Annotated in this window: 13 protein-coding genes and 1 other RNA gene; 12 read left to right on the plus strand and 2 right to left on the minus strand. The window is 31.7% G+C overall.

Going from position 1 to position 13663, the window contains the following annotated elements; all coding sequences use genetic code 11:
• Positions 1-67 precede the first annotated feature (67 nt).
• The 6 genes from M9Q43_RS04220 to M9Q43_RS04245 all read left to right on the plus strand — a co-directional run bounded on the left by M9Q43_RS04220 (position 68) and on the right by M9Q43_RS04245 (position 5720).
• Positions 68-976 carry an EamA family transporter gene (locus M9Q43_RS04220; protein WP_262317723.1) on the plus strand — a complete coding sequence of 303 codons (909 nt, stop codon included), beginning with the start codon at positions 68-70 and terminating at the stop codon, positions 974-976.
• A gap of 135 nt (positions 977-1111) precedes the next feature.
• Entirely contained in the window at positions 1112-2995 is a 1884-nt protein-coding gene (dnaK, locus tag M9Q43_RS04225) for a molecular chaperone DnaK (protein WP_111567106.1), read from the plus strand.
• 116 nt (positions 2996-3111) lie between these two features.
• Positions 3112-3744 (plus strand): hypothetical protein, encoded by a 633-nt coding sequence (locus tag M9Q43_RS04230; protein ID WP_262317724.1) that lies wholly within the window; start codon positions 3112-3114, stop codon positions 3742-3744.
• 55 nt (positions 3745-3799) lie between these two features.
• Positions 3800-4750: an NAD(P)H-dependent flavin oxidoreductase gene (locus M9Q43_RS04235; RefSeq protein ID WP_262317725.1), complete on the plus strand. Its 951-nt coding sequence runs from the start codon at positions 3800-3802 to the stop codon at positions 4748-4750.
• Between the two features lie 34 nt (positions 4751-4784).
• Positions 4785-5165, plus strand: a complete 381-nt coding sequence (locus M9Q43_RS04240; RefSeq protein WP_262317726.1) for a hypothetical protein — start codon at positions 4785-4787, stop codon at positions 5163-5165.
• Between the two features lie 84 nt (positions 5166-5249).
• Complete coding sequence (locus M9Q43_RS04245; RefSeq protein ID WP_262317727.1) at positions 5250-5720, plus strand: hypothetical protein; 471 nt, start codon at positions 5250-5252, stop codon at positions 5718-5720.
• 48 nt (positions 5721-5768) lie between these two features.
• Here the strand turns inward: M9Q43_RS04245 and M9Q43_RS04250 are convergent, their stop codons facing one another.
• Positions 5769-6812, minus strand: a complete 1044-nt coding sequence (locus tag M9Q43_RS04250) for a glutaminyl-peptide cyclotransferase (RefSeq protein WP_262317728.1) — start codon at positions 6810-6812, stop codon at positions 5769-5771.
• A gap of 88 nt (positions 6813-6900) precedes the next feature.
• Between M9Q43_RS04250 and ffs the strand changes: the two genes are divergently transcribed.
• The 4 genes from ffs to fsa all read left to right on the plus strand — a co-directional run bounded on the left by ffs (position 6901) and on the right by fsa (position 9716).
• Positions 6901-6998, plus strand: an RNA gene (gene ffs / locus M9Q43_RS04255) — signal recognition particle sRNA small type.
• Between the two features lie 68 nt (positions 6999-7066).
• A complete protein-coding gene (locus tag M9Q43_RS04260) occupies positions 7067-8065 on the plus strand; it encodes an enolase C-terminal domain-like protein (RefSeq protein ID WP_262317729.1) in 999 nt (332 codons plus the stop codon).
• 37 nt (positions 8066-8102) lie between these two features.
• Positions 8103-8906, plus strand: coding sequence for an SDR family oxidoreductase (locus M9Q43_RS04265; RefSeq protein WP_262317730.1), 804 nt, complete (start codon positions 8103-8105; stop codon positions 8904-8906).
• Between the two features lie 153 nt (positions 8907-9059).
• A complete protein-coding gene (fsa, locus tag M9Q43_RS04270; RefSeq protein ID WP_026726663.1) occupies positions 9060-9716 on the plus strand; it encodes a fructose-6-phosphate aldolase in 657 nt (218 codons plus the stop codon).
• Between the two features lie 122 nt (positions 9717-9838).
• Here fsa and M9Q43_RS04275 read toward each other — a convergent pair whose 3' ends face one another.
• The gene (locus M9Q43_RS04275) at positions 9839-11242 is read right to left on the minus strand and encodes a TlpA family protein disulfide reductase (protein WP_262317731.1); all 1404 of its coding nucleotides are present in this window, start codon (positions 11240-11242) and stop codon (positions 9839-9841) included.
• A 155-nt stretch (positions 11243-11397) separates the two neighbouring features.
• Here M9Q43_RS04275 and M9Q43_RS04280 point away from each other — a divergent pair, with 155 nt between their 5' ends.
• Positions 11398-13017, plus strand: coding sequence for an ABC-F family ATP-binding cassette domain-containing protein (locus tag M9Q43_RS04280; RefSeq protein WP_262317732.1), 1620 nt, complete (start codon positions 11398-11400; stop codon positions 13015-13017).
• 94 nt (positions 13018-13111) lie between these two features.
• Positions 13112-13651, plus strand: a complete 540-nt coding sequence (pyrR, locus tag M9Q43_RS04285) for a bifunctional pyr operon transcriptional regulator/uracil phosphoribosyltransferase PyrR (RefSeq protein WP_166236036.1) — start codon at positions 13112-13114, stop codon at positions 13649-13651.
• Positions 13652-13663: the final 12 nt, after the last annotated feature.

Genomic DNA, 13663 nt, shown 5'->3' on the forward strand with positions numbered 1-13663 from the left:
AACGAATTAATAACATAAAATTGGGATTTGATTTCCTTCTTTTTTAGTTCTTTTGCAAAAAAAAGTAATGCCAATAAATAAGTATTTTTTAGCTGCTCTTATTGCCTTTGTTATTTGGGGATTTTTCAGCTTAGCTTTGAAGCCTTTAACGGATTATGCTTCACTAGATATTTTATTCTTCCGAGTTTTCATTGCTACGGCTTTCTTATTGGGAATTAATTTAATGTTTAGAAAATCAGTTGTTGTTGAAGCGAAGAAAACGTTCAAAGAACTTTCTAAGAAAAAACAAAAATCAGCAGTAATCATGACACTTGTTGGCGGACTTTTGCTAGTATTGAATTGGTTTTTATTCATTTATGCGGTGAATCATGTGAGTTTGCAATCGGCTTCGTTTGCCTATATAATTTGCCCCATTTTAACTACGGTTTTAGCTTTTATATTATTGAAAGAAAGAATCGATGTTTGGCAATGGATTGCAGTTGGTTTGTGCGTAATTAGTTGTGTGATATTATCTTATGGGAATTTTAAAGATTTGATTTATAGCGTCATAATCGCATTAAGTTTTGGATTGTATTTGGTTTCCCAAAGAAAGAATAGTGATTTTGATAAATTCTTGATATTAACTATTCAAATGGTGATTTCATCAGCTATTTTATTACCGTTTTATCCGAGTTATGGTGGAGCAGTTCCAACCGAATTTCTGTTTTATTCACTACTTCTAATCATTGTAATTGTCTTCACGATTATTCCTTTATTCCTGAATTTATATGCTTTGAAAGGATTGAATTCCTCAACTGTTGGGATTTTGATGTACACTAATCCCTTGATTCATTTCTTTTTAGCTATTTTCTATTTTAAAGAATCGGTTTCTGTAGCCCAAATCGTTTCCTATTCTTTGATTTTGATTTCTATCTTGGTTTTCAACACTGCTAATTTTAGAAATTTAAGACAGAATAGAATAAAAAAGTCGGTATAAAACGACATTTTGTCAGTTTAAAAAACCTGACAAAAGCTGTTTTCTGTCAATTTTCTGTATTTTTCGTTATGGCACAATCATTGAATTAGAGTCATCGAGTTTAAAATTGAAATTTAAAATCTAACAAGTATAAAAATGAGCAAAATTATTGGAATCGACTTAGGAACAACCAACTCATGTGTGGCTGTAATGGAAGGTGGAGAACCTGTTGTAATTGCAAACGCAGAAGGAAAAAGAACAACACCATCTGTAATTGCATTTGTAGAAGGTGGAGAAATTAAAGTTGGAGATCCGGCAAAAAGACAAGCAGTAACTAACCCAACAAAAACGATTGCTTCTGTAAAACGTTTTATGGGTAACAAGTACACTGAAAGTGCAAAAGAAGCTTCAACAGTAGCTTACAAAGTGGTTAAAGGAGACAACGATACTCCTCGTGTTGATATCGATGGTCGTTTATACACACCACAAGAATTGTCTGCAATGACACTTCAAAAAATGAAAAAAACAGCTGAAGATTATTTAGGTCATTCAGTTTCTGAAGCAGTTATTACTGTTCCAGCTTACTTTAACGACGCGCAACGTCAGGCTACAAAAGAAGCGGGTGAAATTGCTGGTTTAAAAGTAATGCGTATTATCAATGAGCCTACAGCAGCAGCTTTAGCTTATGGATTAGACAAACAAGGAAAAGACCAAAAAATCGCAGTTTACGATTTAGGTGGAGGTACTTTTGATATTTCTATCTTAGAATTAGGAGACGGAGTTTTCGAAGTATTATCTACAAATGGAGATACACACTTAGGCGGAGATGATTTTGACCAAGTAATTATCGATTGGTTAGCTAATGATTTCAATGCTGCTGAAGGTGTTGATTTACGTAAAGATCCAATGGCATTACAACGTTTAAAAGAAGCAGCTGAGAAAGCTAAAATTGAATTATCAGCTTCTGCTCAAACAGAAATCAACTTACCATACGTTACAGCTACGGCCTCTGGACCAAAACACTTAGTTCAAACATTAACAAGAGCTAAATTCGAACAATTAGCTGAATCTTTAGTAAAACGTTCTATGGAACCAGTTGCTAAAGCGTTAAAAGATGCTGGTTTATCAGTTTCTGATATTGACGAAGTTATCTTAGTAGGTGGTTCAACTCGTATCCCAGTTATCCAAGAACAAGTAGAGAAATTCTTCAATAAAAAACCATCAAAAGGAGTAAATCCTGATGAAGTAGTAGCAATTGGAGCTGCAATTCAAGGTGGAGTTTTAACTGGTGAAGTAAAAGACGTATTATTATTAGACGTTACTCCACTTTCATTAGGTATTGAAACTATGGGAAGTGTAATGACTAAATTAATTGAGTCTAACACAACTATCCCAACAAGAAAATCTCAAGTTTTCTCAACAGCAGCAGATAACCAACCATCGGTAGAAATCCATGTTTTACAAGGAGAAAGACCAATGGCAAATGATAACAAAACAATTGGTCGTTTCCATTTAGATGGTATTCCACCAGCACCAAGAGGAGTTCCTCAAATTGAAGTAACTTTCGATATTGATGCGAATGGTATCATCAAAGTTTCTGCTACTGATAAAGGAACAGGAAAATCACATGATATTCGTATTGAAGCTTCTTCAGGATTAACTCCGGAAGAAATCGAAAGAATGAAAAAAGATGCTGAAATGAATGCAGAAGCAGACAAATTAGCTAAAGAAAGAGTAGAAAAAATTAATGAAGCTGACTCTATGATTTTCCAAACAGAAAGTCAATTAAAAGAAATTGGTGATAAATTAACTGCTGAGCACAAAACTGCTATCGAGTATGCTCTAACTGAATTAAAAATGGCTCACGAAAATCAAGATTTAGAAGCTATTCAAAAAGGTTTAGACAACGTAAATGCAGCTTGGAAAACAGCTACAGAAGAAATGTACAAATCACAAGAGCAAGGAGCTTCTCAAGCTGAGCCACAAGCGGCTGCTTCAGGAGACCAAACGCAAGATGTAGATTTCGAAGAAGTGAAATAATTTACAAATTGTAAATAAATTTTAAAACCGAGTCAGAAATGATTCGGTTTTTTTATTTAACAGTGGTTCGTTTTATTTTTTTTGTATATTGGTAACCTAATTAACAACCTACTATTATGAAAAAACTATTTTTACTTCTTATTTTACTAGTATCAACCATTGGATTCGCTCAAAAAGGAAAAACAAAAGCAAAACCAGCAGCCGCAAAAAATGTTGTTTTAACAAAAGTAGATAACATTTCTGCCGAAGTTATTTCTGAAAAATCTGGAAAGAGAGTTGTTCTTTTTGTAAAGAATGAAGACAAAGTTGATACATTAGAAGTAAAAAAACTTGAAAAAACTGATTTTAAACCAACAGGTTTTGTTGTAAAAAGTTTTTCAACTCAAGGGAAAAAGTTTTATCATGTAAACTGGAAAGAAGAAATTAAAATTGATACTAAATTAAAAAAGGAAAATGGAGTAGTTACAGAAGACCAACTTTGGGATACTGAAACCAAGACACTTTTACTAGGGAACACTCATAAATCTTCTCATATAAAAGAGACTATTTTTTTGGATGCTAACAAAACAGCTTCACACGATGTTGAAAAGAATAGAAGTGAAGGTTTTGAATTTTTATTAAATGCTGACGGTAGTTTTGTTTTGAAAACAAAAACTCAAAACAGTACTTACACATATAATGTTGCTTCAGCTAAATATGAAATAAAAGGTACACCAAAAGCTTCATCTGCACCCAAAAAGAAAAAATAATATGCATGCATAGTATTTAAAATTTTCTTATATTTGAAAATAAATTCAAATAAAAATGGAAAAACAATCGTTGACTTCGCTTTTACAAATTACGCATCCTGTAATTATGGCTCCTATGTTTTTGGTATCGAATACTAAAATGGTTATTGAAGGAATGAAAAGTGGTGTTGCCGGTTGTATTCCAGCATTGAATTATAGAACTTTAGAAGAATTAAAATCCGCAATTCAAGAATTAAAAGCTGCGAAAGTTCCTGGAGGAAGTTTTGGATTTAATTTAATTGTCAACAAATCTAATGTAAAATACAAAGAACAATTACGTATTTTGTGTGAAGAAAAAGTTGACTTCATTCTAACTTCATTAGGTTCACCAGAAGAAACTATTAATGAAGCACATAAAGTTGGAATCAAAGTATTTTGTGATGTCACAGATTTAGCTTTCGCCAAAAAAGTAGAAAGTTTAGGTGCTGATGCATTAGTAGCAGTAAACAACCAAGCTGGTGGACACAGAGGAAATATTAGTCCAGAAGAACTTATAAAATCACTAAATGAAAATACTTCTTTACCTGTAATTTCTGCTGGTGGAGTAGGAAGTAAGGCTGATTTAGATAAAATGTTAAGTTATGGAGCCGTAGGTGTTTCCGTAGGAAGTCCTTTTATTGCTTCAATTGAATCAGGTGTTTCTCAAGAATACAAACAAGCCTGTGTGGATTATGGTGCTAAAGACATCGTAATGACAGAGCGTATTTCTGGTACACCATGTACCGTAATCAATACACCTTATGTTCAAAAAGTTGGAACTAAACAAACTTGGTTAGAAACGCTATTAAATAAGAATAAAAGCCTTAAAAAATGGGTCAAAATGATTCGTTTTTACATTGGGATGAAAGCTACCGAAAAAGCAGCAACGCAAGTAACCTATAAAACGGTTTGGGTAGCTGGACCAAGTATAGAAAACACAAAAGCTATTTTGCCTGTAGCAGAAATTGTTGCTAAATTAGTTAAGTAACACATTTATAATTACCTTTGTAAAAAATATTTAATTGAAGAAAATCATACACTATTTTACTACTATTATAACCGTTTTTGTATTCGGTTATTTGTTGTGGCATAGTGCGGATGTTTCTGATGTTGAAACAAATGATTTATCAAAAGAAATTGGTTTTCAATTTCAGCAAAATGACTATCATTTTAATGCTGAAGGAATTCAAAAAGAATCTATTTCTTTAAAATCCAATCAAAATCAAACAAATGTAAGCGAAGTAGTTAGAAAACAATTTCATACACTTTTTATTTTTACTTCTTTTGCTCAAATTGAATTATTACAAAAAAATAGTTTTGAAGTTTTTTTCGAAAATAAAAATCTTTTAAACCTATTTTTCACTACTACAAGAATCATTTTTCCGTTTCATTATTTCTGGTAAAATTTATTTTATTTTTTAGTTAATCTCAAGTAATACTTACTTGGGAAGTTTCATTATACACTCAATTTAAAATAAATTTAAAAAATGGATACCACAAACACTATAATTGGAATTGTATTTTTATTATTAATATTAGTTCCTATTTATGTTATTAATAATAATGTTAAAAAAAGAAAAAATCAATTATTGAAAACCTTAAACGAATTATCGTCAGACAAAAACAATAAGTTTTCAGAAACTGATTTTTGGACAAATAACTCAGGAATTGGAATTAAAGGAGATGAATTGTGTTTCTTTAGAAATGGAGAAGAGCATTCGATGAAAGAAGTCATCAATCTTAAAGATGTTAAGAAATGCTCACTTTTTCAATTTGATAAACACGAAAATGTGCCTAAAAGCAATCACGAAATCAATAAATTATCATTACATTTAACGTTTAGCAATCACAAGGAAATCAATTTAGTTTTCTTCCACATCGATGCTAAAAACTTCATTATTGGAGAAGAATTTAGAATTGCTAAAAAATGGCAAGATATAATTACCAGTAAGATCTAAAATAAAAAGCCTCAGAAATGAGGCTTTTTTTATGAATTTCGAGCAAACTTACTCAACTACAATTTCAAAAGTTTTATCCCAGTTTTTACCTGTTACAAAATATGTTTTGGTTGCAGGATTGTAAGCGATTCCATTTAAAACATCTATTTCTACATGTTTTGTAACTTTTGTTTTTAACTCACTTAGATTAATAATAGCTTCTATAGAACCATTCTTAGGATTGATAATAGCAATAGCATCTTTTTGATACACGTTTGCCCAAATTTTACCATTAATCCATTCTAATTCATTAACGGCTTCAATCTTAGCTCCGTTCGTGTAAACATTAATGTAATCCTCAACTTTCAAAGTTTCTGGATTTAAAATGTAGATTTTTTCAGAACCATCACTCATGTAAAGTTTTTCACCATCATTCGTAATTCCCCATCCTTCCATTTCGTAAGGAAATGTTTTTTCTAATTTAAAAGTTTTTGCATCATACACAAAACCTGTTTTTTCTTTCCAAGTCAATTGATAGATTTTGTCTTTTAAAACCGTAATTCCTTCACCAAAATACTTGTCTTCTAACTTAATTTGTTCGGTTACTTTTCCTGTTTTATAATTGGTTTTTCTTAAAGTTGATTCTTTGTATTGTCCCGTTCCTTCTAATAAAACACCATTATAGAATTCAAAACCTTGTGTGTACGCATTGATATCGTGCGGATAAGTGTTTATAATTTTATAGTTCAAAATCTTTGGTTCAGTACTTGCATAAATTGAAAATCCAGAAGTAATATCAATATTTTGCCCTTCAAAATAAACTAAGGCTTTAATAGTTTGGTTTCCCAATTTCTGATTGCTCAATGCAAAAGGCAATTTTTCATTTCCTTTTACCGAACCAATTTTAACTTCGTTAATGTAGTAAACAACAGAATCTATTGTCTTGTTTTCTTTGTTTTGAAGAACCAAATCGATGCTTTCTTCAAGCTTAAGAATAGGTTTTATCGTAGGATTTTCAATCGAAAATAAATTTTTTAATGCATTTTCATCATCTTTACACGAAGTAGAAATTACACCTAAAACAATGAAAGCGAATAGCTTAACTTTTAACATGGTTGAAATATTTAATAAGGTAAATATACAATGATTTTTTATACTCACAATTGCCTTGCAAAAATATAAAAAGGTTGTATATTTGCATCGGCAAGTCCTACACGACCAGCTCCTGCAGACTCCTCCAGGGTGGGAACACAGCAAAGGTATGTGGTTGTAGCGGTGCGATGTAGGTCGCTTGCCATTTTTTATTTCTTTTGAATTGTGGTCCCGATTGTTCGGGATTTTTTATTTTTACACCAATTCTAATTCCTATGCAAATCACTTGGCAAATTGTTCGCTTACAACTAAAAGAAACGTTTTCAATTAGTTATGGAAGTTACTCATTCAGAGAAGCCTTAATAATTTCGCTTTCCAAAAACGGAAAAATAGGTTATGGAGAATGCACAGCGATTGATTACTACGGAATTAATTTAGCCGATTTCACTCAGAAATTAGCCGAAATTCAAATCCAAATCGAAAAACATTCCCTAAAACATCCTTCTGAATTTTATGCATTTTTGGAAAGTTTACAATTGCATTCTTTCTTACGTTCGGCTTTAGATTGTGCGTATTGGGATTTATTCGGAAAGTTAGAAAACAAGAGTTTCTTAGAATTAAATTCGATTGAAATACAACAATTACCCGAATCTTCCATCACAATAAGTGTGGCACCTATCGAAGAACAATTGCAAAAAATCGCAAAATCCGATTGGAATAAATTCAAAGTAAAATGGAATCATTACGATGAAAAAGCATTGAATTTATTACTGAATTGCGAAAAAGAAATTGCTTTAGATGCTAATGGAAGCTTCTCTATTTCCGAATGTCAGCAATTGGAAGAAAATCCGTTATCAGCTCAATTTATTTACATTGAACAACCAATGAAAATCGGAATTTCAAATTATTCCCATTTGAATGCATCTAAATTTGCGAATTGGATGGCAGACGAAGATTGCCAAGAACAAACCAAACTTTCCGATTTAAAATCGCATTATAAAACCATCAATATCAAATTAGTCAAAACAGGCGGATTAACTCCAGCTTTACAACTAATCAAAGAAGCACAAGCCAACAATTTCAAAATCATGATTGGTTGCATGACCGAATCTACCGTAGGAATTTCAGCCGGAGCCGTTTTAGTTCCGTTAGTGGATTATGTAGATTTAGATGGTGCGAATTTAATTGGTAACGATATCGCTTTTGGAAGTACCATCGAAAAAGGAAAAGTGCTGCTTTCGGAGAAAGTTGGGTTAGGAATTTCCTTGAAATAATATAAAGCCGTATTTTCGCACTATAATTCACACTAAAATGAGTAAAGTAGTATTAATTACAGGTGGTTCATCAGGAATTGGAAAATCAATAGGCGAGTTTTTGCATCAAAAAGGTTTTGTAGTGTATGGTACGAGCCGAAATCCTGAAAAAATCACGAATTCGATATTTCCATTAGTAGCTTTGGATGTTCGCGATAAGCAAAGTATTGTGAATTGTGTAGCCGAAGTTATCCAGAAATCAGGACGATTGGATATTGTAATTAATAATGCTGGAGTTGGAATTACAGGTCCAATTGAAGAAATCCCAACCGAAGAAATACGAAATAATTTCGAGACGAATTTATTTGGGCCAATCGAAGTAATGAAAGCGGTTTTACCTCAAATGCGAGAACAAAAATCAGGTTTAATCATTAATATTACCTCTATTGCAGGATATATGGGATTGCCTTATCGTGGCATTTATTCGGCTTCAAAAGGCGCTTTAGAATTAATTACCGAAGCTTTACGAATGGAAGTAAAATCGTTCGGAATCCAAATTACCAATGTAGCTCCAGGTGATTTCGCTACTAATATTGCGGCAGGACGTTATCATGCACCAGTGGTACAAGGTTCGGCTTACGAAGTTCCTTACGGAAACACCTTAAAAGAAATGGATTCGCACGTGGATAGTGGTAGCAATCCAAACGAAATGGCAGAAGCTATTTTTGCTGTCATCCAAACTAAAAAACCAAAAGTACATTATAAAGTTGGGGCTTTCATGCAAAAGTTTTCCATCGTTTTAAAACGCATTTTGCCTGATAAGGTCTATGAAAAAATGTTGATGAATCATTATAAACTTTAATAACATCAAAATTCAATATCAAGTTCATTATCAATTATTTAACAAAAGTATTTTATTTTTTAAATTGATTTTTGAAATTGTCATTGTCATTGCATTTTGAATTCTTACTTTTGCATTTCAAAACAACACACAATACTTTAAAATTTAAAAAAGATGAAATTTTTTATTGACACAGCTAATTTAGAGCAAATTAAAGAAGCACAAGAATTAGGAATTTTAGATGGCGTTACCACAAACCCATCGTTAATGGCTAAAGAAGGCATTACAGGAAAAAACAATATCCTAAAACACTACGTAGATATTTGTAACATTGTTGACGGTGATGTAAGTGCAGAAGTAAATGCAATGGATTTAGAAGGTATGATTAGAGAAGGTGAGGAGTTAGCTGACTTACACGAACAAATCGTAGTGAAATTACCTATGACTAAAGAAGGTGTAAAAGCATGTAAATATTTCTCAGATAAAGGAATTAAAACGAATGTTACTTTGATTTTCTCTGCAGGACAAGCTTTATTAGCTGCAAAAGCTGGAGCAACTTATTGTTCGCCTTTCTTAGGAAGATTAGATGATGTTTCTACAGACGGTTTAAATTTAATTGATGAAATTCGTCAAATTTATGATAACTATGGATTCGAAACTCAAATTTTAGCAGCTTCTGTGCGTCACACAATGCACGTGATTAACTGTGCTAAAATTGGAGCTGATGTTATGACTGGACCTTTATCATCAATTACGGGGTTATTAAAACATCCTTTAACTGATATCGGAATTGCTCAGTTTATTGCAGATTACGAAAAAGGAAATAAATAATTTCTCAAGTATATAAAAACAAAAAAGCGTTCTAATCAGAACGCTTTTTTTATGAGGAAGTTCTTGAGTACTCGCGAACGTATCACATTTTAAAAATATAGAACATTTTTTAAATAACAATATTATTTCAAACTTTCTTCAAAATTCACATCAAAGAAATTTGCAAACCCATTTTTGATAGTTCCATCAGCATTAAGTATAATCACACGGTGTACTTTTGTAATTACCCATTGTTTTTTTAGGGCTTCAAAATCAACAGCATGGAGTTCCTTGTTGGAAGTTAAATTGTGCTTTTTAATTGCATTTTTCCATTTAGAATCGGTATCATTTATATTGATAGCAATAAAATCATAATTTGGATACTTTGCTTTAAATTCTTTTGCTTTTTTGTGAGCAGCAGTAATGTGTGATTCAGCTGGTGTTGTCCAAAAGAATAAAACAGTTGGTTTTTTTAAAGATGTTTGTAAATCATAAACTTGATTGTTGCTGTCAATCAAATCAATTTTTGGTAATTTGTTACCTACTTTTAAGTTTTGTACCGAATTGTAAATTTCCGAAATTTCTTTTTCTTGTTCAACATCAGTTGACAGTTCTAAATAGCGTTGAATGAATTTTTGATTATTGTACATGTTTTGATCTTCCAACAAGTACATCATGGCAACATTGTTTAAAACTACATTTTTCACCTTTTCACTTTTAATCAAAGTATCGGTAATGTTTAGTTTTGTAATGTTATTTTCTAATGAATTTTCATTCAAATCTTGCGTATTACTTTGTAAAGCAACATTATTTAACATTGAACTTACAAATTTTATATACGGAGAATAATTTGTTAGAACAGCATTATTAAAATCAACTTCTTTACGATGTTCATAATAGTTCTTTGGTAATTTGGTTCTAATATTTTCACCCGTTCTAAATTGGTGTGCGTAAGGATAAATTTCTTTTTTTGTAATATGATGAAAATCTAAAGAAGCTTTTGCAATTAAATCGAAATTCTCGTCCCAACCAATTTCAGCCTTTTTCTTTAAGTAAAATGATTTTCTAATTGCAAAACTCGAATCTATATTTTTTTCAAAACCTTTTACATCTCTGTCAAATACATCAAACATCAATGATCTATCGGCTTCATTTTTAAGGTATAATTCCATTAAAAAATTATTCTTTTCATCACCTCTTCCACAAAAAACAACAGAATTATCAAAATCAAATGTATTTACTCGAACCATCAAACTATCGTTCTTGTCAAAATAAATATATTGATATTCAGGATTGTGCTTAAAAGTATATAAACCTGGAGCTAACGAATCAAATTTGTGCATAAAACGATTATTTTTATCTAAAAAAATAGTATCGATTACTTCGTTATCTTTCATGAATAATATAAACTTATCTTGCGGATTTAAAATTTCTCCACCAAAATAGGCAATATAGTTGTCCTCTTCAAATACCTTTTTACAAGAGGTTAAAGTAGAAAAAAGAATAATAGATAGGGGCAAAAAGTATTTTATGTAATTCTTAATCATTAAATAGATTATTAAATTCTAAACAAATGTATTAGTTATAATCAAATTAGCTTGTTAACAATCAGTTAAAATAAACCTATATAAATTATAAATAAAGCGTTCAAAAATCTACTATTTTTACTACTTTTGCAACAGTTTTATAAAAAAATACAAAAATGTTAACAGTTTCAAATTTATCGGTTCAATTTGGGAAACGAATTTTATTCGATGAAGTAAATACAACGTTCACACAAGGTAACTGCTATGGAATCATTGGAGCCAATGGTGCTGGGAAATCTACCTTTATGAAAATTATTGCAGGTGAGATGGAACCAACGTCTGGAAGGGTTATTCTTGAGCCAGGAAAACGTATGTCGGTTTTAAACCAAAATCACAACTTATTTGACGAACACACTGTTTTAGAAACAGTTTTGATGGGAAATAAAGTATTGCATGCTATTAAAACAGAAATGGATGCTTTGTATGCCGATTATACCGACGAAAATGCCAACAGAATTGGAGAATTGCAATTGCAGTTTGACGAAATGAACGGTTGGAATGCAGAAAGCGATGCTGCCACTATGTTATCTAACTTAGAAATTGGCGCAGAACATCATTATACTTTGATGGCTGATTTGGATGGTAAACTAAAAGTTCGTGTCTTATTAGCACAAGCTTTATTCGGAAATCCAGATGTGTTGATTATGGATGAGCCTACCAACGATTTGGATTTTGAAACCATCGGTTGGTTAGAGAATTTCTTAGCAAATTATGAAAATACGGTTTTAGTGGTTTCGCATGACCGTCACTTTTTAGATGCGGTTTGTACACATGTTTCAGATATCGATTTTGGAAAAATCACACATTATTCTGGAAATTATACGTTTTGGTACGAGTCTTCGCAATTAGCAGCCCGTCAAAAAGCTCAACAGAATAAGAAAGCTGAAGAGAAAAAAGCTGAATTAGAAGAATTTATCCGTCGTTTTAGTGCGAATGTGGCAAAATCGAAACAAGCTACTTCTCGTAAAAAAATGATTGAAAAATTAAATTTAGACGAGATTAAACCTTCAAGCAGAAGATATCCAGCAATTATTTTCGATGTAGAAAGAGAAGCAGGAGATCAAATTTTAAACGTGCAAGATTTATCAGCTTCAGTTGATGGAGAAACTTTGTTTAAAAATGTAGATTTAAACATGGCGAAAGGCGATAAAATTGTAGTTTTCTCTAAAGATTCGAGAGCAACAACTGCTTTTTATGAAATCCTAAACAATAAAATGACTCCAGATTCAGGAACATTTGATTGGGGAATCACTACAACACAATCGTATTTACCAGTAGATAATCATGAATATTTTGATGGAGTTGATTTAAACTTGGTAGATTGGTTACGTCAATGGGTAAAAACCGAAGAAGAGCGCGATGAAGTTTATGTTCGTGGATTCTTAGGAAAAATGATTTTCTCTGGTGAAGAAGCCTTAAAAAAATGTAACGTTTTATCAGGAGGAGAAAAAGTGCGTTGTATGTTGTCTCGTATGATGATGATTAGAGCAAACGTTTTGATGCTAGATGAACCAACGAATCACTTGGACTTAGAATCGATTACGGCTTTTAATAATTCATTGAATAATTTCAAAGGTTCAGTATTATTTACTACACATGACCACGAATTTGCGCAAACCGTAGGAAACAGAATCTTAGAATTAACACCAAATGGCGCAATCGACAGATACATGACATTTGATGAATATTTAGAAGATGACAAAATCAAAGAATTAAGACAAAAAATGTATTCTTAATATCATTCCCGTTGCTAGTTTTAGTAACGGGATTTTTTTTACAATACAATTGCTATTAGAAATATAAATTCTAAATTTGTACAAACAACACACTATGAGTCAAAAAGTTTTGCTCACTTCAAAAGAAGTACACATTATCTTGCATCGATTAGCTTGTCAACTAATTGAAAATCATTTAGATTTCTCAAATACTATCTTAATCGGTTTACAACCTCGAGGTAAATTTTTAGCCGAAAGAATCAAACAAATTTTAGAATCAGAATACCAAGTTTCCAACATTCAATTGGGATTTTTGGACATTACGTTCTTTCGCGATGATTTTAGAAGAGGTGAAAAGCCATTGGAGGCCAACAAAACCCAAATCGATTTTTTAGTTGAAGATAAAAAAGTAGTTTTTATTGATGATGTTTTATATACTGGAAGAAGTATTAACGCTGCTTTAACAGCCATTCAATCCTTTGGAAGACCATCAGAAGTGGAACTTTTAACCTTAATTGATAGAAGATTTAGCCGCCATTTACCTATTCAACCCGATTATAGAGGAAGACAAGTAGATGCTATAAATAATGAAAAAGTATTAGTAAAATGGCTAGAAAACGATGGAGAAGATGCCGTTTACCTAATCACAAAATAACATAACTACAAA

Source organism: Flavobacterium odoriferum (genome assembly GCF_025499515.1).
In the GTDB taxonomy this organism is placed as follows: Bacteria; Bacteroidota; Bacteroidia; order Flavobacteriales; family Flavobacteriaceae; genus Flavobacterium; species Flavobacterium odoriferum.

Coding starts and splice junctions, on each gene's coding strand:
- M9Q43_RS04220 (WP_262317723.1), top strand. CDS start 68: ATGCCAATAAATAAGTATTTTTTAGCTGCTCTTATTGCCTTTGTTATT.
- dnaK (WP_111567106.1), top strand. CDS start 1,112: ATGAGCAAAATTATTGGAATCGACTTAGGAACAACCAACTCATGTGTG.
- M9Q43_RS04230 (WP_262317724.1), top strand. CDS start 3,112: ATGAAAAAACTATTTTTACTTCTTATTTTACTAGTATCAACCATTGGA.
- M9Q43_RS04235 (WP_262317725.1), top strand. CDS start 3,800: ATGGAAAAACAATCGTTGACTTCGCTTTTACAAATTACGCATCCTGTA.
- M9Q43_RS04245 (WP_262317727.1), top strand. CDS start 5,250: ATGGATACCACAAACACTATAATTGGAATTGTATTTTTATTATTAATA.
- M9Q43_RS04250 (WP_262317728.1), bottom strand. CDS start 6,812: ATGTTAAAAGTTAAGCTATTCGCTTTCATTGTTTTAGGTGTAATTTCT.
- M9Q43_RS04260 (WP_262317729.1), top strand. CDS start 7,067: ATGCAAATCACTTGGCAAATTGTTCGCTTACAACTAAAAGAAACGTTT.
- M9Q43_RS04265 (WP_262317730.1), top strand. CDS start 8,103: ATGAGTAAAGTAGTATTAATTACAGGTGGTTCATCAGGAATTGGAAAA.
- fsa (WP_026726663.1), top strand. CDS start 9,060: ATGAAATTTTTTATTGACACAGCTAATTTAGAGCAAATTAAAGAAGCA.
- M9Q43_RS04275 (WP_262317731.1), bottom strand. CDS start 11,242: ATGATTAAGAATTACATAAAATACTTTTTGCCCCTATCTATTATTCTT.
- M9Q43_RS04280 (WP_262317732.1), top strand. CDS start 11,398: ATGTTAACAGTTTCAAATTTATCGGTTCAATTTGGGAAACGAATTTTA.
- pyrR (WP_166236036.1), top strand. CDS start 13,112: ATGAGTCAAAAAGTTTTGCTCACTTCAAAAGAAGTACACATTATCTTG.